We start from the raw sequence: 21187 nt of genomic DNA, 5'->3' as shown, positions 1-21187 counted from the left end.
CTTCAACAGAAAGGGAGGAACCACTCATGACCACCGCTCGCGAAATCATGACTCCCGACGTCACCTGCGTGGGGGAGAGGGAGACGCTCGCGGACGCCGCCCGGAAGATGGCCGATCTGGGCGTCGGCTCGCTGCCCATCTGCGGCGAGGACAACCGCCTCAAGGGCATGGTCACCGACCGGGACATCGTGGTGAAGGCCCTGGCCAAGGGGCGCAACCCGGGTGAGGTGACGGCCGGCGAGCTCGGTGCGGGCAAGCCGGTCACGATCGGCGCCGACGACGACACGGCCGCCATCCTGCGCACGATGTCCCAGCACAAGGTCCGCCGTCTGCCCGTCATCGACGGCCACCAGCTGATCGGCATCGTCGCGGTGGCCGACGTGGCCCGCGCCCTCCCGGACCGCCCGGTGGGTGACCTGATCGACGCCATCAGCGAATAGCTCTCCGGAAACCGCGCCCCGCCGGCCTCGTGCCGCGCGGGGCGCTTCGATGTGCAAAGCACTTCGGTGTAATGGGTTGCCATAGTGTGTGTCGCACACTATCGTGAGTCACATGACAACGGACGTGACACTAGCCAGCCACCTACAGGAGCTGCGCCGGGGAACGGTCGTCGTCGCCAGCCTCATCGCTCTGCGCACGCCGGGGTACGGCTACTCGCTGCTGGAGACGCTCAGTGAGGCCGGTTTCGACGTCGAGGCCAACACGCTCTACCCGCTGCTGCGCCGGCTCGAGTCCCAGGGCCTGCTGGTCAGCGAGTGGAACACCGACGAGGCCCGCCCGCGCAAGTTCTACCGGACCACCGGCCAGGGCGACGCCGTCGCCGAGACGCTGCGCGGCGAGTGGACCCGCATCGACCGCGCCATCAACGACCTCTCCTTCACCCACCCCGGGAGCGACAAATGACCAGCCTCGTCGACCGCTACGTGTACACCGCCCTCCGCCGCATCCCCGAGCAGCAGCGCGCCGACATCGACCGCGAGCTACGCGCCTCCATCGACGACGCGGTCGACGCCCGCGTCGAGTCCGGCGAGCCGCGCGACGCGGCGGTGGAGAGCACGCTGCTCGAACTGGGCGATCCCGACAAACTCGCCGACAGCTACGCCGACAGACGCAACTTCCTGATAGGCCCGGAGCTGTACGGCGTCTGGCGCCGCTTCATGCTCATGCTCTTCTCCACGGTCCTGCCGATCGTGGTCGTGGCCACCAGCATCGGCCGCGTCTTCGACGACAACCCCGACGTCGGCGCCATCATCGGCAACGCGATCGGCACGGCCCTCACGGTCGCCGTCCACCTGGCCTTCTGGACCACCGCCACGTTCGCCGTCATCGAACGCACCGGCCTGGGCCGCGAGGACCTGCGCGGCGCTCCCTGGACCCTCAAGGACCTTCCCAAGTACGAGTCGGGCGCGGTCAGCGTCGGTCAACTCGTCACCTACATCGTGTGGCCGGTCCTGCTGATCGCCGCCATCGTCCTGCAGCGCTTCACCTTCACCGACGTGCCCGTCCTCGACCCCGCCGGCTGGTCGTTCTGGTGGCCCCTGGTCATCGTGCTGATCGCCCTGAAGGCGATCTGGGCGTCCTGGCTGTACCACCAGGGCTGGACCCGCCCGGTCCTGATCGTCAACGCCGTGCTGGCCCTGGCTCTCGGCGCCGTCCTGGTCGGGATGCTGGCGTCCGGCAACTTCTTCAACCCCGCCTTCGACTGGATCACCGACAACAACACCGACCTGCTCGACTGGATCACCCCCGCCGCCATCGTCACCACCATCGCCGGCACCCTCTGGGACATCATCGAGCCCACGATCCGGGGCGAGCGGGCTCGCCGGGGCCTGCCCACAAAGGTCCCCGGCTCCGGAAACACCTACAAGTTCGGCTGACACCGCCAGGAAAGGGCGCTCCTCGTCCGAGGGGCGCCCTTTCCACGCGTCCGGCGCGGGTAGCATCCGGCGGGATGGACAAGCTTGATCGAATCGCCGCTGACGTGCTCGGCGTCACCCTGCGCCCGGCGCAGCGGCGCGCCCTGGAAGCGCTGACCGGGCACGGCGACACCCTGGCCGTCCTGCCCACCGGCAGCGGCAAGAGCGCGATCTACCAGGTCGGCGGGCTCGCCCTGGGCGGCCTCACGGTGGTCGTCTCGCCGCTGATCGCGCTGCAACGGGACCAGTTGAGGTCGATGACGGCCCGGGATTCCGTACGGGCGGTGATGCTCAACTCCTCCCAGCATCACGCCGACCGGGCGGACGCCCTGGCCGAACTGGCCGGCGGACGGGTCGACTTCGTCATGCTCGGCCCCGAACAGCTGGCCAACGCGGAGACGATGGCGGCCATCACCGGCAGCCCGCGCCCCATCACCCTGGTCGCCGTCGACGAGGCCCACCTGGTCAGCGAGTGGGGCCACGACTTCCGGCCCGAATACCTGCGCCTGGCCGACGTCGTCGAGGCGGCCGGCCGGCCACCGGTGCTGGCGTTGACCGCCACCGCGGCGCCACCCGTGCAGGCCGACATCACGCGGCAGCTGCGGATGCGCGACCCCCAGGTCATCGTGGCCGACTTCGACCGCCCGAACATCTCCCTCGCGGTGCGGCGCACCCGGCGCGACCGGCCCGAGGCGCAGGCGGTCGACGACCGTACGGTGGAAGTGGTCCTCGCCCATGAGGGCCCGGCCCTGGTCTACGCGCTCAGCCACGCCCGCTGCGAAAGCCTCGCGGAAAGGCTGCGCCTCGACGCCTACCGGGCCGAGCCCTACCATGCGGGCCTGCCCGCGGCCCGCCGCAGCGAAATCCAGGACGCCTTCTTCGCCGGCCGGCTGGACGTCGTGGTGGCCACAAGCGCCTTCGGCATGGGCATCGACAAGCCAGACGTACGCACGGTGGTCCACGCCGGCGTCCCCGGCAGCCTGGACGAGTACTACCAGGAGATCGGCCGAGCCGGCCGCGACGGCCACCCGGCCACAGCGGTGCTGGTCTACGACCCCCGCACGGTACGGATCCCCCGCCTGCTGGCCGCCCGCTCCCGCATGGGCGCCGCCACGGTCCACGCGGTGATAGACGCCATCGAGGCCGCCCAGGGCCGAACAACGGTGAAGGACCTGGCCGAGTCGGCGCAGGTGGGCCGCTCCGCCGCCGAACGCGTGGTCGACGAGCTGCTGGACTTGGGCCTGGTCCACCCCGACGGCAACAACGCCATCCTGCCCGCCCCCATGGGCGACGCCTTCCGCCAGGTGACGGCCGCCGGCAACCGCCGCCAGGCCATCCTGCGCTCCCGCATAGAGTCCGCCCGAGGTTACGCCGAAACCACCCATTGCCGCCGAGCCGACCTACTGGCCTACTTCGGCGAGCACTACACCCCACCTTGCGGCTCGTGCGACAACGACAAGCACCCCACCACCCCGGCCGCCCCCATCCCACCAGCCCGCGCCGCCTATACCCCCGCCACCAATCCGCCCCCCTCTTCGCGCGGAGCCGATTCGGCTTCCTCTTCGCGGGCCACCGATTCGGCTTCTTCTTCCGGCGCGCACGACTCGGCCTCCTCTTCCCCCGTGGACGAGCCTGCGTCCCTCTCCCGCGTGGACGATCCCGCCGCCCTCTCCCGCGTGGACGATTCCGCCGCCCAGTCTCGCGACGACCAGAGCGCCGGGCGCGCCTACCAGACCCAGGCGAAGCGTGTCCGTCACCGATTGTGGGGACCGGGCACCCTGCTCAGCCAGGACGATCACGAGCTGGTGGTCGCCTTCGACTCAGTCGGCTATCGCCACCTCGTCGCAGCGGCTCTGACCAACGGTCTACTGACCCTGGAGTGACCGTTAGTGGGACTAACTGATCGTCCGGCGCGGCGAGTGGGTCGGCATGAGCGCGAGCGTTAGTGAGGCTGACGATTCCGCCAACGAGGTCCGGTGAGGGCGGCTGACTCGGGGGTGAGTGTTAGTGCCGCTAACTGATCGTTATGGCGCTGCGCGATGGGTCGCCGGCGCTGGATGAAGCGCGTCCGCGGCCCGCTGGAGGAGCGGGCCGCGGACGGCTTTGAGTGCGGACGGTTCCGGTGGGGGAGGGTTAGACCATGACTGCGGTTCCTGCGTTGGCGTTGGCCTCCTCGCGGCCGGCTTTGACCAGGACCAGGGCGATGATGGCGGCCAAGCCGATCAGGGCGGCGCTCCACCAGAACGCGACCGTGTAACTGTGGACCGTTGCCGCGGCCGTCAAGGATGCCGGGTCGGAGGCTGTTGCCTGGCGGTCGACGATGTAGGCCGCCACCGCTGAGGTGAAGATGGTGTTCAGCAGGGCCGTGCCCAGGGAACCGCCGATCTGCTGGGTGGTGTTGATCAGGGCGCTGGCCACGCCGGCGTCGTGGTCGGCCACTCCGACCAGGGCCGTGTTCGACATGGGGCCGAAGGTGACGCCCATGCCGAAGCTGATGACCAGCTCGGCGGGGAAGACGTGGGTCCAGAAGCCCGTGTCGACGCCGATGCGGGTCAGCATCACCATGCCGATCGTCGACATCAGCAGGCCGCCGAACATCAGCAGGCGCGGGCCGACGCGGGTCTGCAGCTGGGCCGACACGCCGGCGCCCAGGATGATGCCCAGCGTGAACGGCAGGAACGCCACGCCGGTCATCAGCGCCGAATAGCCCAGCGTGATCTGCAGGTAGAACGTCAGGAACAGGAAGACGCCGAACAGGCCCGAGCCGATCAGCAGCGCCGCCAGGAACGAGCCGCCCCGGTTGCGGTCGAGGATCACGCGCATCGGCAGCAGCGGGTGCGACGAGCGCAGTTCGATGACGACGAAAGCAACCAGCAGCAGCACGGCCGCGACCAGGAAGCCGATCGTCGTGGGTGAGTCCCAGCCGTCCTCGCTGGCCTTCGTGAACCCGTACACCAAAGCCACCAGGCCGGCCGTGGACGTCAGCGCGCCGGGCAGGTCGTAGTGGGTGTTGCCTTCGGCGCGGCTCTCGCCGACGAAACGGGCGGCGGCCAGCGCGGCGATGATGGCGATCGGGGTGCTGACGAGCAGGGTCCAGCGCCAGGAGGCGTACTCGGTCAGCAAACCGCCCATCAGCAGGCCGACCGCGCCGCCGCCGCCGGCGATGGCGCCGTAGACGCCGAAGGCGCGGGCCCGCTCACGCGGCTCCGTGAAGGTGACCGTGAGCAGCGACAACGCGGCCGGGGCCATCAACGCTCCGAAGGCGCCCTGCAGCGCGCGGGCCGAGAAGAGCATGAACGCGTTGGTGGCCAGGCCGCCGAGGGCGGAGGCGGCGGCGAAGCCGAGCAGGCCGATGATGAACGCCCGTTTGCGGCCGGTGAAGTCGGCGATGCGCCCGCCCAGCAGCAGAAGACCGCCGAAGGCCAGGGTGTACGCCGTGATCATCCACTGCCGGTCGGCGTCGCTGATGTGCAGTGCCTTCTGGGCTGTCGGCAGGGCGATGTTGACGATCGTGGCGTCGAGCACGATGAGGAGCTGCGCCACCGCGATCACGGCCAGCGCCAGCCATCGCGATCGTGATTTAGGCGATATATCCGGCGTACGGTGAGCGTCAGAGGTCGTGATGGACATGAGGGGTCCCCTTTCAGGGCACGCGGAGATCCACCCAGGGCGGAAGGCGAGGGCGTGGAAGGTCGAGCCGGCGGCCGGGCCGCAAGCTGAAGGGTGGGAGGAAGTAGGGGTGAAGGGTTAGGAGCGCGGCTCCCGGGTGAGCAAGGGCAGGACGATGTCGTCGACGAGGTGGTCGATGAAGGCCTGGTCGAGCGGCTCGCCCAGCGCGAACCGCCGCATGAAGACCATGGCCGGCACGATCTCCTCGATCAGCCGGGCGTCGTAACCGGGCCGGAGTTCGCCCCGGGCCACGGCCCGCTCGCAGATGGATTCCGCGAGCGGCAGTTTGGACTCCTGCATCTGGCGCAGCTGCATGGCGAGCTCGGGCTCGGTGTGCAGGGCCATGAACAGGCCGGCGAGGATCGGCCCCTGGTCGCTGCCGATCATGGTGGCCATGTCGCAGAACCAGGCTGTCAGGTCGCCGCGCAGCGTCCCGGTGTCGGGAAGCGGCTTGTCGACGGCCTTGCACACCCGTACGGCGTCCGCCACCAGCTCCGCCTTGGTGGGCCAGTGACGATAGAGGGTGGCCTTGCTCGCCTGGGCCCGGGCGGCCACCGCGTCCACCCGAAGCCCTTGATAGCCCGTCTCGCCGAGCAACTCGTAGGTCGCGCGCAGGATCGCCTGCTCCCGTTCCTGGTCGAGTTTGCGGGTGCGCGCAGCCTGGTCAGCCACGGCGGTCACCCCCTCTGCGAAACGAAACTGTTTCGTACACTACGCCTCCCGCTCAAACGACGCGATCTCCGAAGGCGATTGTGACGCAGCCGACGTACGGGGCCGAGGGTCGTACCGCTCGAAGGTCGTCTCCAGCACGCCCTCGCCGTGCGTGAGACCAGGAATCGCCTGCTCCAGTGCCCGGACCCGCGCCGCCGGCACCAGCCCCTCGACCAGCGCCGCTGTGGAGCTCTCGGGAACCGCGCCGAACTTCCCGAGGGCGGCCAGCACCGCACCCAGCGTGGATTCGGGCACTTCGAGCCGAAAGCGGGAGATCGGCTCGCACACCACGGTCCCGGCCCGCTCCAGCGCCTCCCGCAGCACGATCGGCACCAGCTTGCGAAAATCGGCGGCCCGCGTCGCCGGCGAGACGAACCCCGTCCGCGTCGCCGTCACGTGCACATCAGTCACCCGCCAGCCGAAAAGACCGAAGGTCAAGGCCTCATTGACGTACGCCGTGAGCGACTCCCGAAACAGCTCGACCGCCTTGAACACGTGGATCGGCACCTGCTCCACCGGCACCTGAAGCGCGAAGGTCACGCCCGTGCCCGGCTCGACCCGCAGGTCGAGCGTCGCCAGCGTCGGGTTGCCGTCCTTCCCGAGCGTCCGGCCGGCACACCCGGTTCCGGCCGGCCGCTCGACGTGGATCGTCCGGGTCTCGGCAAAGACCACTTCGATGCCGTACGCCTCGGCGAGCGTGGCCCCGATGACCTCCTTCTGCACCTCGCCGTAGAGCGACACGGAGAGCTCGGCGCCGTCCTGCCGCAGATCGATCAGCGGATCCTGCCCCGCCAGTTCGCTCAGTGCCGCGTGCAGCCGCCGCCCCTCGGCCGGATCCCGGGGCCGCACCACGGATTCCAGGGTCGGCGGCGCGAAGATCTGCCCACCCACCGTCCCGGCCCCCAGGGTGTCCCCGATCCGCGCTTCCCGAAGCCCGTGCACCTTCCCGATCTGCCCCGCCACCAGAGCGGGCCGCCGTACACCGCCGCCACCCTCGATCGCCTCGATCGCGGTGACCACAGCCGGCACCCGATCACGGACGTGGACAGCACCGGAGAACATGCGGACGTAGGCGACCCGCCGCCCGTGGTCGTCCCGGTCGACTTTGAAGACCGTCCCGCTCAGGGGCCCGTCCGCGCGGCCGGGCGTCGTGGGCAGCAGGGTCGGCAGGGCGGCCATCAGCTCGCCGACGCCGGCACCGGTCACCGCCGACCCGAAGAAGACCGGATGCAGGAGCCCCGCGCGGGTCCGGGCGGTCAGAACGTCCCGCAAGCGGTCGTACGGCACGGACCGTTCGTCCCGCGCCCAGTCCGAAAGCAGGACGGGATCGCCCGAAACATCGACCAGTCGAGCGATGAAGTCCGCGTCCGCCGGGGCCGCGCCGAGCAGGCGGATCGTGGCGTTGGCGGTGCCCGCGTCGAGGACCGTGGCGGTGGGGAGGATGTTCGGGGTCAGGCGGGCTGCCAACTCGCGCAGGAGGGACTGTTCGCGGGCGCCGGGGCGGTCGATCTTGTTGACGAAGATCAGGGTGGGGATGCCGAGGCGGCGCAGGGTGCGCATCAGGATGCGGGTCTGCGCCTGTACACCCTCGACCGCCGACACCACCAGCACGGCCCCGTCGAGGATGCGCAGGGCCCGTTCCACCTCGGCGATGAAGTCCGGGTGGCCGGGAGTGTCGATGAGGTTGACCGTCACCTGGCCCACCGGGAACGACGCCACCGCCGTCTTGATGGTGATGCCGCGGCGGCGTTCGAGGTCGAGCGAATCGGTCTGGGTGTCGCCCGCGTCGACGCTGCCGATGTGGTCGGTCACCCCGCCCTCGTGGAGCAGGCGTTCGGTCAGGCTGGTCTTACCGGCGTCGACGTGCGCGACGACGCCCAGGTTGAGAAAGGGCACGCGGAGTCAGGTCCTTCGAGGCGGCGACGGTGGGCTTCGGGTGGGACCGGAAACCGCGCATCTCTCCTCCTCAAGAACAAGACCTGACCCCGGCACCGTAGCGCCCGCGAAAGCCGGGCGCTTCCTATTTAGTGGCCTCGTCGGCCGCCCGCGGGATCATCGCCGCCAGCCCCACCATCACGATCGCGACCAGCACCATGCCGATGAAGATGCGGTGCACCGCCTCGGTCAGCTTCGCCGGGTCGACCACGTCGCCCGAGCCGATGACCGCGTTGGCCAGCGCGCCGAACACCGCCGCGCCCAGGGCGCTGCCCAGCGAGCGCAGGAAGATGTTGTTCGCCGTCACCACGCCGCGTTCCGACCAGCCGACCGACGACTGGGCCGCGATCAGCGTCGGCGCCGCCGTCAGGCCCATGCCCAGGCCGATGACCAGGCAGTACGCGCCGACCGCCCAGATCGACGAGGTCTCGTCCAGCAGCAACAGCAGGGCCGAGCCGATCAGCACCAGCGTCGTGCCGATCAGCGCGCACATCCGGAATCCCAGGCGCAGGTAGACCCGGCCGGCCTGGCTGGCCGAGATCGGCCAGCCCAGGGTCAGGGCGGCCAGCGCGAACCCGGCCACCAGCGGGCCGGTGCCCAGCACGTCCTGGGCGTACGTGGGGACGTACGACGAAAGCCCCAGCAGGATCGCCCCGACACCGACCGCGAGTTGGCCGCTCGTGACCAGCAGCCGCCGGCGGAACACCCACAGCGGCAGGATGGGGGCGTTAGCCGTACGCTCGACGAACCCGAAGATCACCAGAAGGATGACGCCGAGCCCGAGCACCGCGAAGCTCGTCGTCGAGTCCCAGGCCCAGGCCTGCCCGCCCTCGAGCACGCCCAGCACCAGCAGCGTGAGGCCCGCGGTCAGCAGGGCCGCCCCGCGATAGTCGATCACCGGGTGGCCGCGTTCGACCCGCTCGTGGAAGCGGCGGAACATCACCGCGCCCGCGGCCAGGCAGAGCGGGATGTTCACCCAGAAGATCCACCGCCAGTCGACCCACTCGCTGAACACGCCGCCCAGGGTCGGGCCCACGACCGACGCCACGCCCCACACGCTGGCCACATAACCCTGGACCTTCGCTCTTTCCTGTACGGAGTAGAGGTCGCCCACGATCGTGATGGTCGTCGGCGCGATGGCGCCCGCGCCCAGGCCCTGCACGATCCGGAAGACGATCAGCGGGAGCATGCCCCAGGCCAGGCCGCACAGGATGGAGCCGACCAGGAACAGCCCGATGCCCCAGAGGATCACCGGCTTGCGGCCGAACAGGTCGTTGAGCTTGCCGTAGATGGGCACCGAGACGGCCTGGGCCAGCAGGTAGACCGTGAACAGCCAGGGGAACTCGGTGAAGCCGCCGATGTCGTCGACGATCGAGGGCACCGCGGTCGCGAGAATCGTCGAGTCGATCGCGATCAGCGCGGTGGAGAGCATGACGGCGCCGAGGACGGGCCCGCGCTCGGACCTCAGTCCAACGTTGTTAACCACCCTGATCGTCTACCCCTCGCCGTGGCCCGGCGCACACTCGGGCGGGGGAGAAGAGTGCAGTATCACCCCTTTCCTGACCACCGCGTGCCTAGCGTGGTCACTTGTGTCGCTTGTTGTCGTGGCCGAGGACAATCTTGATCACCAGAGGGTGATCGCGCAGGTCATCCGCCGTCTCGGTCATGAGGTGGTGGTGGCCGGGGACGGCCGGGCCGGGCTGGAGGCGGTCGCCGCGCACCGGCCGGTCCTGCTGGTGGCCGACGTCGACATGCCGGAGATGGACGGGCTGGAGCTGTGCCGCGCGCTGCGCGAGGATCCGGAGCTGGCCGCGACACCGGTGGTGCTGATCACCGCCTATCTGCTGCCCGGCGATCAGCGCCTGGCCGGCACCGGCGCGCTCGACGTGATCGGCAAGCCGTTCAGCGTGCCGGAATTGACCCAGAGGCTGGGTCTGGTCCTCGAGAAGTTGGACAATGCGGTCGACGTGACCGTCCAGGCGCTGCTCGACACGCTCGACGCCGGAGTGATCATCTGCGACGCGACCGGGCGGATCACCGCGACCAACCTGGCCGTCCCCGAGGCGTACGGCGAAATCCTGTCCCGAGCTCTCGCCGGGGAGAAGCTCCGCGATGTCGAGGTGATCGGCCGGGACCGGTGGTACGCCGTGAACGCCACCCCCGTCACCACGGCGGACGGCACGATCACCGGGGCCGTGGCCACCTTCCACGACCGCACGTACGAGCACCGCTCCCGCGAGTACCAGCAGTGCGAGACCGAGGTCCTGCGCGTGCTGGCCGACCACACCCACGCCCTCGACGCCACCGACCGCATCCTGCACGCCATCGGTTCGACGCTCGGCTGGCCGTACGTCCGGCTCTGGCTGGTCGACGAGGTCACCGACGTGCTGCGCCCGGCCGGCAACTACACCGCGCCGGGGGAGCGCTCGCTGCCCACTCCGGCCAGCATGTCCCGCGGCTCCGGCCTGGCCGGATCGTGCTGGGCCACGATGGAGCCGCTGTGGATCCCGGACATCCACGCCCACGACTCACCGGTCCTTCCGTACGTGGCCTCGGAAAGCGCCTTCCAGGCCGGCGGCGCGGTGCCCGTGCGCAGCGGCGACCGGGTGATCGGGGTGCTGAGCTTCTTCACGCACACCCGGCAGGAGCCCGACCCGGCCCTGGCCGTGCTGCTGACCGGCGTGGCCGGGCTGATCGGCGCCTTCCTGGAGCAGCGCCGGGCCGAGGTGCTGGCCCTGCACCTGGCCGCCGCCACCGACGAGTACATCGCGCTGGTCGGCCACGAGCTGCGCACCCCGCTGACCTCGATCGGCGCCTACGTCGACCTGATCGCCGAATCGCCCGACGAGACGCCGATGGGCGAGGTCCGCGAGATGCTCGACGTGGTGCAGCGCAACAACGTGCGCCTGCGCGACCTGGTCGAGAAGCTGCTCGACCTGGCCGCCCTGGAGTCCGGGCACGCCCAGCTCACCATCGTCCCGGTCGACCTGGTCGAGGTGGTGGCGGCCGCGATCGTCGCCATCTCGTCCGCCGCCGGTGAACGGCGGATCACGATCGAGACCACGATGCCGGCCGAGCTGACCGTCCCCGGCGACCGCGACCGCCTGCGCCAGGTGGTCGACGCCCTGCTCGGCAACGCGGTGAAATTCAGCGGCACCGACTCCACGGTGGCCATCACCCTCACCGACGAACACGGCGAAGCGGCCGTCATGACCGTGGCCGACCAGGGCGTCGGCGTGGCCCCGAGCGAACAGGCCCGCCTGTTCCGCCGCCTCTACCGCGGCGGCAACGCCCGGCACACCGGCATCCCGGGCGCCGGCCTGGGCCTGGCCCTGTGCCGCGTGGTGGTCGAACGCCACCACGGCTCGATCACCCTGGCCTCCCAGGAGGCGGCCGGGACGAAGGTGACGGTCCGCCTGCCCCGGCACCGCGACTGAAAAGGCGCAACCGAACGTAGGGTTCGCTCGTCTTGGTGCTCATGAAACGACGAGAGGCGTCAGATGGCCCGCGGTGACGACGACTTCATCGCGTTCGCCCAGGCGAGTTCCTCACGGCTGCAACGTGCGGCGTACCTGCTCACCGGCGACCAGCACCAGGCCGAGGAGGCGGCCCAGGCCACCCTGGTCCGGGTGTACGCGGCCTGGGGGCGGGTCCGCCGCAAGGACCCTTACGCGTACGCCCGTGTGGTGCTCACCAACCTGGTCACCGACCAGTGGCGCCGGCCGATGCGGGAGTACGCGACCGAGACCATGCCGGAACCGCCGGCGTCCGAGGACGTGGCCGACGTGGTGTCGAAACGGCGCTGGCTGATCGGCGCTCTGCGGGCGTTGTCACCGCGGGAACGGGCGGTGATCGTGCTCCGGCACTTCTTCGACGCCAGCGAGGCGGAGGTGGCCCGCGAACTCGGCCTGCCGGCGGGCACCGTGAAAAGCCTCAACTCGCGCGCCCTGGCGAAACTGCGCATCACGGCCGGCCTCGTGCCGCCGCTGCGCACCGAGACGGAAGCAGGGGTAGGGCTGTGACGACGCTGCAGGACCTGAAGGACGCGATGCACTCGCCACCGGATTTCCGGGCCGCCCCTGTGGACCTGGAGCGGGTGATGGCCGCCGGTGGGCGGATGCGGCGCCGGCGCCGGTTCGCCGTCGGTGGCGCGTCCGCGCTGACGGTGGCGGCTCTGCTGATCGGCGGCAGCCAGCTGGCCGGCCTCGGCGGTCCGGCCGGCTCCCGGCCGGCGGCCGGCCGATCGGCGCCGTCAGCCGACGGTCCCTCCGGTGGTTCCCCGGCCGCCGGCGTGCTCGGCCCGATCGTCGAGACCGGCCGCCAGAGCGAGGGCCGGCGATGGATCCTCTACGTCGAGACGGCCGACCCGGACCGACTCGACGAGACGCTCACCCTGGTGCTGGGGCGCACCCGGACCGGCACGATCGACGACTTCCGCCGCGAGATCGTCAGCAGCGACGCGCAAACCGATCGGATGGCACCCGGCTTCCACGCGATCACCGCCGGCCGGCTGCTCGACGGCCATACCACTCCGACTTTCGGCTACTACGTCGGCGACGCCGCCCGGATCACCGCCCGCGACACCGCCACCGGCCGGACCGTCGAAGCGAAACGGGCGCCCTGGAGCGGCTTCGCCGCCACGGACGAGGCACAGATCTTCTGGTTCGACTTCGCCGAAGGGCGGCCTCCGGCCACCCTGACCGATCTGACCGCGTACGACAGCAAGGGCACCCCACAGCACGCCGGCGGATGAGCCGGGTTCACGCCGCCGAGTCGCCCAGGTTGGACGCGGCCAGCGCCAGCCGGCCCCGGCGCCGGCGCCGGCCGCACCCGACATCACTTCTACAGGCTCGCTGTAGACTCGGCTCATGGAGGACAGCGAGCTCGCGGAAGCGCTCCGGGCCGCGATCGGCGACTTCGTGCGACGGGCCCGCGCCGGCGATCGCATGCCGCCGGGCCAGGCCGCCGTTCTCGGGCACCTCGACCGGGAGGGGCCGCTCTCCATCGCCGATCTCGCCCGTCGTGACCAGGTCCGGCACCAGTCCATGACCCGCACCGTCCACCTGCTGCACGACCGGGGCCACGTCACGCTGAGCCCGCACGAGGCCGACAAGCGCCAGCTCGCCGTGGAGATCTCCGCAGCCGGCCGCGCGGCCCTGGCGGACGAGCGCCGCCACCGGGCCGACGGCATCACCCGGGCCCTCCGTGACGACCTCAACGAACAGGAGCGCGAGGTAGTGCGCCGGATCCCCGAGATCCTGGGCAAGCTCCGGGTCTAGCCCGGGCCCAGCTGCCGTTCCAACTCGGCCATCCGGGCCCGCACCGGGCCGAGCCGCGGGGCCTCGGCGCCCAACTCGGCCAGCAGCTCTCGCGCCGCCTCGAGGTCGGCCCGTCCGGACGCCGTCTCGCCGAGCCGCGCGTGCACGAGCGCCCGGTCCACCCGTGCCGTCAGCAGAGCATCGTGCGGCTGCTCCAGTCGCTCGGCGGCCGCGATCGAGTCGCCGGCCCGCCGCAGCGCCGCCGGCCAGCGCTCGGCCTCCACCTCGATCTCCGTCAGGAAGCCCCGGACGCCTGCGACGATGTACAGCGCGATGCGCGGGGACGGGGCGGTGGCCGGGTCTGTCACCGCCTCGATGACGTCCTCGAAGAGCGGAACGGCGTCGTCGGCCGAGCCCATGCCGCGGACCGCCATCGCGCACAGGGTCAACCCGTTGGGCAAGCCCTCCCGGTCGCCGGTGGCGCGGAAACCGGCGACCGCGGCCCGGGCGTGCTCCAGCGATGCGGACCACTGCCGCGCCTCGTGCGACGCCCATGCGGCGTAGTACTCGGCCCACGCGATCTGTCTCCGGTCGCCGGACCGCACGGCGCACTCCAGCGCCCGCCGGGCCGGCTCGATCGCCTGCTCCGGCTGTCTCAGGCAGACGATGTGGACCCAGGCCAGATATCCGAGGTGAACGGCGCGCAGAGCGTCGTCATCCAGTCGCTCCGCGGCCCGGCTGGAGAGCGTGAAGACGTCCTCCCATTGCGGCCACGACGCCCAGCCGTCGGAGAACCAGTGCAGTGACTCGGCGACGTCGACCACCCGCCGGTCATCGCCGTCCTCCGCGGCCTGCCGGAGCGCGGGCAACCAGTTCTCGGCCTCGGCGCGCAGCCAGTCACCGGCCCGCGCCTCGGTGGTCAGCCCGGCCGCCACGGCGGCATCCGGCCGGGTGGCGTGGAATTCGGGTTCGAAGAACCGGCCGGCCATCGTGGCGGTGTCCAGCAGCCAGACGTCCCGGCGGCGCGTCAGGCGCTCCCGCTCGGCGGCGCTCTCCTCCCGGCCCAACTGGACGCGGGCGTACAACCGCAGCAGGTCGTGGAACTCGAAGCGCCCGTCCGGCCGCAGCTGGAGCAGACTGAGCTCCACCAACTCGTCGAGCGCCGTCTCGGTCACCGGCGCCGGCTCGCCCACCAGCACGCCGGCCAGTTCCGTACCGGTCGACGGGCCGGCCACCAGGGCCAGCCGCCGGAACAGCCGGCGCGCGATCCCGGACAGCTGCTCGTACGACAGCGTGAAGGCGGCCTCGATCCGCAGATCGCCGGCGGTCAGCGCGTCGAGTCGCCGTTCTTGCGCGGCGAGCCGGACGATGAGGTCCTCCGGCGTCCATCCGGGCCGGCTGGCCAGCCTGTTGCCGGCGATCCGCAGCGCGAGGGGGACGTTGACACACAGCTCGGCGATGCGGCGCAGGCCCTCCGGCGGGCTGTCCTCATCGAGGATGCGCGTGAGCAACGTCAGCGCGTCCGGATCGGGCAGCGCGTCCAAGCGCACCCGGTGGACGCCCACGAGGCCGCTCAACCGCCGCCGGCTGGTCACCAGCACGACGACCGGGCCGTTCGGCGGAATCACCGGGCGCACCTGGTCCTCGTCCACGGCGTTGTCCAGCACGACGACGAGCCGCCGTTCGCGGACCAGGGAGTGCCACAGCGCCGCCGCCTCCTCGGTCTTGCGCGGAACCGCCCGCTGCGCCGGGCTGACCGCGCGGATCAGCCGGCCGAGCACCGCGTCCGGTGTGAGAGGCCGGGTGTCCAGGCCACGCAGGTCGACGAAGAGCCGCTCCTCGGCCGTCCACGCCTGAGCGGCCTGTACCGCGAGAGAGGTCTTGCCGATACCCGGGGCGCCGGAGATCACCACCAGCGCCGGCGTCAGCTCGGCCCAGCCCGCGATGCGGGCGAGGTCGTCGTCTCGACCGGTGAAGTCGAGCGCCGCCCGAGGCAGCGGAAGCCCTCCCACGACCGCCGGGGGCCGCGGAGCCCGGGCCGCCGCGGCCAGAGCGGCCCGCTGATCGGGATCGAGCCGAAGCCCGTCCGCGATCAACTGCACCGTGCTGACCCGAGGGCGGCGGCTGACGCCGCGTTCCATGTCGCTGATCGCCCGGCCGGTGACCCCTGACGCCTCGGCCAGTTGGTCCAGGGTGAGCCCGGCGGTGACGCGCAGCCGGCGCAGCAGCGTCCCGAACGAGGCACCATCGTCTGCCATATGCCATCTCCCCAGCTCACGCGAAGGGTCCACCCTCTCACGGTTCGTTTCTTCATCCTTTCTTCGTGGCGGGGAGATCGGCCCGGTTGATCGAATGACGTGCCCGTACCACAGCGTCGTGCCGGAGGGGATCGCATGGGGTCACCAACGTTGGCCGGACGTGAGCGCGAGCTCGCCCACCTCGGCGCCTTCGTCGAATCGTCGACGACCGGGCCGCGATCGCTCGTGCTGCTCGGCGAAGCCGGCATCGGCAAGTCCGCGCTGCTCGGCGCGGCCGCGTCGCTGGCCCGGGCGCGTGGCTTCCGGGTTTTCGCCCTCCATCCGGGCCGCCCGCTGCCGTGGGCGTTGCTCCGCGCGCTGTGCACCCCGCGCCTCGACCCGGCGGCGCGGGCCTGGCTCGCCACCGGCCAAAGGCTCGATCCGGCGCTGCTCACGGCGCTGCTGCTCGGCCTCGACCGGCTCACCGCACGGCGGCCGGCGCTCCTGCTGATCGACCGCGCCGGCCGGTGCGACCCCGCGACGATGCGCCTGTTGACCGAGGTACTGCGGCACGCCGGAACCAGCCCCGTCGGCGTGCTGCTGGCCGCCCGCGGCGATGAGGGGCCACCGGGGCTCGGCGCCGAGATCAATCGATATCCGGTGGGGCCCCTGGAGAGCCGGGCCGCGGCCCGGTTGCTCACCAGCCGGGCCGGCCTCGAGGCGGGCGCACCCCGCAGCGTGGCCCTGCGCCGAGCGGCCGGCAACCCGCTGGCTCTGCTCTCCACCCGGGCGCCGGTGGAGTTCCGGCAGCGGCTCGACGGCCTTCCGCACGCCACCCGCCGGCTGTTGCTGTGTGCGGCGGTCGCCGCGGACACCGAGCCTCTCGCCGTGCTCAACCGGGCCGGCGCGGGCGCCGCTGACCTGCGTGACTGGCAACCGGCCGAGGACATCGGCCTGATCAGCGTGGTCGACGGGCGGGTCAGCTTCCGGCATCCGCTGATCCGGGAGGCCTGCACCGAGGCGGCGGGCGAGGCGGAGGTACGGCGGGCCCACCACGACCTCGCCGCCCGCACCGACGATCCGTACCATCGGGCGCTGCATCGCGCCCTGGCCGCCGACCGGCCGGACGAACCGGCGGCCGCGGCGATCGAGGAGAACGCCGACCACCTCGGCCGGCGGGCCGACTTCGTGGCCGAGGCGCAGGCGATGCGGACAGCGGCGGAGCGCAGCCCCGCTCCCGCCGACGCGGCGCGGCGCTACGCCAAAGCCGTCGTCGCCGCTTACCGCTCGGGCGAGCCGGCCTGGGCGATCGAGCTCTATCGGGCGGTGGCCGCGCTGACCAGCGACCCGGACGTCCTCGGTGCCGCCAGTGTCGGTGCCGGGATCGCGATGATTCACCTGGGCCGGCTGACCGAGGCGTTCGAGCTGCTCCGGGCGGCGGTGCTCGGCCGGCCCGGCGACGGGCAGGTGGCCATGGTCGCGGTGGCCGCGGCGGCCAACGCGGCGATGCTCTCCGGCGTGGCCGCGCACCGCGAGCAGCTGCCCGCCCTGCTCGATCTGGTCGTCGACGGCACCGGCGGCGAGCTCGGCGAGGCCATGATTCCCGGATCGGCGAACCCCGCCACCCGGGCCTCCGTGCTCGCCGTCGCCGGCCTCGGCGGCCCAGGACACGACGACGACCCCGCTCCGCTCTCCGCGATCGCCGAACACGCGCGGCTGATGGGCACCAGCACGGTCGCCTGGCTGCGGGACGACTCAGCGCGTGCCGCCGCCGAGCTGTCCGCGCTCTGGCAGGGCTTCCGCGCCTACGGGGCGCCGGGTGCGCTGGCCGCCCGGGTCCCCGTGATGATCCTCGCGATGATCGACAGCGGCCGGTGGGCCGAGGCCGACGAGGCGCTCGAACAAGCCGACGGCGTGGCCGCCGTGGGCGACATGACCCTGCTGCTGAACGCGCTGCCAGCCCTGCGTTCCACGTTGGACGCGCTACGGCACGGCGGTGCCGCCCCGGTGCGGGTCCGGCCGTGGCCGACCGGCGACGCCTTCACCGAGAGCCTCCGGCGGCGGGCGTTCGGGACGATCGCTCTGACGGCGGGCGACTACGAGACGGCGTACGGGCACTTCCGTGCGATGTTCGGTTCGGACGGCGGGCCGATCCACTATTTCCTCGGCCCGCGCTCGCTTCCCCAGTTGGCGCTGTCCGCCACCGGCGGGGTGCGGCGCGCGCAGGCGCGGCGGATCCTGCGAGCCTGCCGCCAACGGGCCGGCGAGAACGTCACCGCGCGTCTGGCGATGCTGCTGGCCCACTCCGAGGCTCTGCTCGACGACACCGAAGCAGCCGCCGGGCACTTCCGCGACGCGCTGAGCGATCCGGACCTGGCGGCGCAATGGCCGTTGGAGTATGCCGAGGCACAACTCAACTTCGCGGTGTGGCTACGACGGCGACGGCGGCCGGTCGAGGCCCGCCGGCATCTGCCGCCCGCGCTCGAGACGTTCCGGCGGCTGGGGGCGAACCCGCACGCCGAGCAGGCGCTCAAATATCTGCCCCAGGACGACGAGCGCTCCGACCCGGCGCGCGCGTTCGCCGCGCTGACCGCGCAGAAGCAGGCGATCGCCCGGCTGGCCGCCGGCGGAATGACCAACCGGGAGATCGGCCGGCGTCTCGCCCTGTCCCCGCGCACGGTCGGCTCCCACCTGTACGGCATCTATCCGCAGCTGCGCGTGAGCAACCGCAACCAGCTGCGCGTCCTGCTCGGCGGCCGGCGCGATGCCTGACATCCTCGGCGTCCCCGGCCCGGGTCTGATCGGCCGCGAACGCGAACAGGACCGGCTCGCGGAGTGCCTGAGCGGCGGCGGCGCCGTGCTTTTCACCGGCGAGCGGGGGATCGGCAAGTCCCGGCTCCTCGACGCGGCGGCCGGACAGGCCCGAAGGGACGGCCACCGCATCGTCCAAGTGCACGTCCCGCCCGATCCGCAGGCCGGTCCGCCGCCCGATCCGCAGGCCGGTCCGCTGGTCGGCGCGCCGGCCCTGATCCGGCGGCTGCTCCTGGCCCTGCGCCACGATTTGCCGGGCCTTCCCGGCCCGGCCGCGCGAGCCGCCCGAGCCGCCCTCGGTCTGCACACGGATCAGGCGCCGGCCGCCGCGCCGCCGACGGGCGGGGACGTCTCGATGCGTTCCGCGCTGTGCGCGGTGGTGGCCGCGATCGACCGGCGCCGGCCGGTGCTGATCATCGCGGACGACGTGGACCGTCTCGCCCCGGACGAGGCGGCCCTGCTGGCCGAGCTCGGCGGGGCGGCCCGCGCACTGGTCGCCGCCGGGTGCGGAGGACGGATCCCGGCCGCGCTGGCCGGACTTCCCGTCGTCGAGCTGGGGCCGCTCGACCGCGAGAGCGCCGTACGCCTGGTCGAGGCTCAGGCCGACCCGCCCCTCGGGCGGCGCCGGGCCGAGATCCTGCACCGGGCCGCCGGCAACCCGGCCGCCCTGGTCGAGCTCTGCGCCGGTCTGCCCGCGGCCCGCATCCTGCAGACCGAGTTCGGCTCGAAGCTGGCGGCGCTGCCTGAACCCACCCGCCGGCTGCTGCTGCATCTTGCCGTCGCCGTCCCGCCGGCCGATCCGGAAAGAGTCGCCGCGGCCGCCGGAGATGAGACCTGGCCGCCCGCCGAGCGGGCGGGCCTGGTGTCCCGGACCGGAGCGGTCGCCCGCTTCGCTCATCCGCTCGCGGCCGAGGCGGCGTATCGCAGCGGCTCCGTCCACCAGCGCCACCAGGCGCATCACAATCTGGCCGCGAAGCTGCCGCCCGCCTCCGCGGAGTACGCACTTCACCTCGCCGCCGTGACCTCCGGCCCCGACGAGCCGATCGCATCGGCGCTGGAGTCGGCCGCCGCCGTCTTCCGGGCCCGCGGCGCGCTGTTCGAGGCCGCGACGGCCATGGAACAGGCGGCCGAGCGGTCGCCCGCTTTCCCCTCCGCCGCCCGGCGCTATGCGCAGGCGGCCCTGGACGCCCGGAACCTGGGGGAGCCCGAATGGACCGGCGAGCTGTACGCCCAGGTGCGGCGCCTCACCAGCGACCCGGACCCGGTCAACCTGGCGGCGCACGCGGCGGCCACCGCGCTGTCCCGGGCCGGACGTCAGCACGAGGCGTATGGGATGGTGGCCGCCGCCCGCCGGGCCGGTTCGCCGGCCGATCCGCGGACCGCGTCGGCGCTGGCCGGGCTGGCCGCTGTCGTCGCCGCCACGTCCGGGGACGAGGAGCACCGGCTCGGTCTCGCGCCGATGCTGGCCGAGACCGCCCCGGACGCCGACCCGCTGGTGGCCGCCTTCGTCCGGCTGGTCCTGGAGCCGGCGTCGCACGCCGGCCGCGCGGTCTGCGACGCCACCCCCGTCCCGGCCGGTGATGCCGTGCTCACCCCGGCCGACCGGTACCGCCTCAACATCGTCGGCACGATCGCCGCGTACGAGAATCGCTCCCGGCTCGCGGTCGGCCTGCTGCGGTCGTCGATGGGCGGTGAGCCCGACCCGCGCTCGTCCCTGACCGGCATCGAGATGATGCCGACCCTCGTCGGTGCGCTGATCGACGTCGGGGACTGGGCGGAGGCCGAGCGGCAGGCGCAAGCGGTCGACGGGGCTGGGCTGCCCGTGCTGGCCGCCGGCATGGCTGCTCTGCGAGCCCAGGTGCACGCGCTGCGGGGCGACGCCGCGCGGGCCCGTCGCCTGGCCCGGCAGACGGTGACCCGGATCGACATCCGGCAGCACCGGGCCATTCACGTCCGCCTGCTGCGCGCGGAAAGCCTCGCGTCCACGATCGACGGCGACTACGAGAACGCCTACCGCCACCTGCGGTCGATGTTCGACGGCAAGGGCCGCCCCCTGCATTCCTTCCTGGCGCCGCGGCACGTCGCCGATCTGGCGGCCGCGGCGGTCCGGAGTGGCCGGGCGGCCGATGCCCGCGTCATCGTCGACCGGGTCCGGCTGGGCGCCGGAGATCGGCCGAGTGTCCGGCTGACGCTGTTGCTGGACCTTGCCGAGGCCCTGCTGGGCTACGGCGAACGGGCCGAGGAGCATTTCCGGCGGGCGACCGGCGATCCGGCCGCCGGCGAATGGCCGTACGAGCGGGCCGTCGCCTGGCTGCACTACGGCGAATGGCTCCGCCGGGCCCGTCGCCCGCGCGACGCCAGGACCGTGTTGTCCCGGGCCGAGGACGCCTTCCATCGGCTCGGTGCGGTCCACGCCGCCGAACTGGCCGGCCGTGAGCTGCGTGCGGGCGGGCAGAGAAGCGGGGGCGAGGGCCCGCTCACCGCGCAGGAACGGCAGGTGGCCGAGCTGGCGGCTCGCGGTCTGCGGAACAAGGAGATCGCCGAACGGCTGTTCATCTCGGTTCGCACAGTGGCCGCCCACCTGCGCAGCGTCTATCCCAAGCTCGGCGTCAGCGGCCGAGGACAGTTGGGAGACGCGCTCCCGCGGTGA

15 protein-coding genes are annotated in these 21187 nt (G+C 72.3%); 10 read left to right on the top strand and 5 right to left on the bottom strand.

The features are described 5' to 3' along the window. Window positions 1–26: 26 nt before the first annotated feature. The 4 genes from AB0C26_RS00170 to AB0C26_RS00155 all read left to right on the top strand — a co-directional run bounded on the left by AB0C26_RS00170 (window position 27) and on the right by AB0C26_RS00155 (window position 3799). Window positions 27–440 (top strand): CBS domain-containing protein, encoded by a 414-nt coding sequence (locus AB0C26_RS00170; RefSeq protein ID WP_360239017.1) that lies wholly within the window; start codon window positions 27–29, stop codon window positions 438–440. A gap of 112 nt (window positions 441–552) precedes the next feature. Continuing rightward, window positions 553–903, top strand: coding sequence for a PadR family transcriptional regulator (locus tag AB0C26_RS00165; protein ID WP_360239014.1), 351 nt, complete (start codon window positions 553–555; stop codon window positions 901–903). Further along, window positions 900–1877 (top strand): permease prefix domain 1-containing protein, encoded by a 978-nt coding sequence (locus AB0C26_RS00160; RefSeq protein WP_360239011.1) that lies wholly within the window; start codon window positions 900–902, stop codon window positions 1875–1877. Before AB0C26_RS00165 ends, AB0C26_RS00160 begins: the two co-directional genes overlap by 4 nt. A gap of 74 nt (window positions 1878–1951) precedes the next feature. Then, window positions 1952–3799 (top strand): RecQ family ATP-dependent DNA helicase, encoded by a 1848-nt coding sequence (locus AB0C26_RS00155; protein ID WP_360239008.1) that lies wholly within the window; start codon window positions 1952–1954, stop codon window positions 3797–3799. A gap of 250 nt (window positions 3800–4049) precedes the next feature. On the opposite strand, the gene AB0C26_RS00150 is transcribed toward AB0C26_RS00155, so the two are convergent. From AB0C26_RS00150 to AB0C26_RS00135, 4 genes are all read right to left on the bottom strand, one after another. Beyond that, complete coding sequence (locus AB0C26_RS00150; RefSeq protein ID WP_360239005.1) at window positions 4050–5546, bottom strand: MFS transporter; 1497 nt, start codon at window positions 5544–5546, stop codon at window positions 4050–4052. A 117-nt stretch (window positions 5547–5663) separates the two neighbouring features. After that, on the bottom strand, window positions 5664–6257 hold the full coding sequence (locus AB0C26_RS00145) for a TetR/AcrR family transcriptional regulator (RefSeq protein WP_360239002.1): 594 nt from the start codon (window positions 6255–6257) through the stop codon (window positions 5664–5666). A gap of 39 nt (window positions 6258–6296) precedes the next feature. Beyond that, a complete protein-coding gene (locus AB0C26_RS00140; RefSeq protein WP_360238999.1) occupies window positions 6297–8192 on the bottom strand; it encodes a translation factor GTPase family protein in 1896 nt (631 codons plus the stop codon). 124 nt (window positions 8193–8316) lie between these two features. Then, window positions 8317–9717 carry an MFS transporter gene (locus AB0C26_RS00135; protein ID WP_360238996.1) on the bottom strand — a complete coding sequence of 467 codons (1401 nt, stop codon included), beginning with the start codon at window positions 9715–9717 and terminating at the stop codon, window positions 8317–8319. Window positions 9718–9820: 103 nt separating this feature from the next. Here AB0C26_RS00135 and AB0C26_RS00130 point away from each other — a divergent pair, with 103 nt between their 5' ends. The 4 genes from AB0C26_RS00130 (at window position 9821) to AB0C26_RS00115 (ending at window position 13510) form a co-directional block, all read left to right on the top strand. Then, window positions 9821–11668 (top strand): ATP-binding protein, encoded by a 1848-nt coding sequence (locus tag AB0C26_RS00130; RefSeq protein ID WP_360238993.1) that lies wholly within the window; start codon window positions 9821–9823, stop codon window positions 11666–11668. Window positions 11669–11731: 63 nt separating this feature from the next. Next, window positions 11732–12253: a SigE family RNA polymerase sigma factor gene (locus AB0C26_RS00125; protein ID WP_360238990.1), complete on the top strand. Its 522-nt coding sequence runs from the start codon at window positions 11732–11734 to the stop codon at window positions 12251–12253. Beyond that, window positions 12250–12984 carry a hypothetical protein gene (locus AB0C26_RS00120; RefSeq protein ID WP_360238987.1) on the top strand — a complete coding sequence of 245 codons (735 nt, stop codon included), beginning with the start codon at window positions 12250–12252 and terminating at the stop codon, window positions 12982–12984. The genes AB0C26_RS00125 and AB0C26_RS00120 overlap by 4 nt, the downstream gene beginning before the upstream one ends. A gap of 115 nt (window positions 12985–13099) precedes the next feature. Beyond that, complete coding sequence (locus AB0C26_RS00115) at window positions 13100–13510, top strand: MarR family transcriptional regulator (RefSeq protein WP_360238984.1); 411 nt, start codon at window positions 13100–13102, stop codon at window positions 13508–13510. Here the strand turns inward: AB0C26_RS00115 and AB0C26_RS00110 are convergent. Continuing rightward, entirely contained in the window at window positions 13507–15747 is a 2241-nt protein-coding gene (locus AB0C26_RS00110; RefSeq protein WP_360238982.1) for a helix-turn-helix domain-containing protein, read from the bottom strand. The genes AB0C26_RS00115 and AB0C26_RS00110 overlap by 4 nt on opposite strands. A gap of 150 nt (window positions 15748–15897) precedes the next feature. Between AB0C26_RS00110 and AB0C26_RS00105 the strand changes: the two genes are divergently transcribed. Both AB0C26_RS00105 and AB0C26_RS00100 read left to right on the top strand, forming a co-directional pair. Then, complete coding sequence (locus AB0C26_RS00105; protein ID WP_360238979.1) at window positions 15898–18498, top strand: LuxR family transcriptional regulator; 2601 nt, start codon at window positions 15898–15900, stop codon at window positions 18496–18498. Further along, the gene (locus AB0C26_RS00100) at window positions 18491–21187 is read left to right on the top strand and encodes a LuxR C-terminal-related transcriptional regulator (protein ID WP_360238976.1); all 2697 of its coding nucleotides are present in this window, start codon (window positions 18491–18493) and stop codon (window positions 21185–21187) included. Before AB0C26_RS00105 ends, AB0C26_RS00100 begins: the two co-directional genes overlap by 8 nt.

The organism is Actinoplanes sp. NPDC048796 (assembly GCF_040650035.1).
Lineage (GTDB): Bacteria > Actinomycetota > Actinomycetes > Mycobacteriales > Micromonosporaceae > Actinoplanes.
The sequence above is the reverse complement of the archived record's forward strand: the minus strand, read 5'-3'. Positions and strand labels throughout refer to the sequence as shown.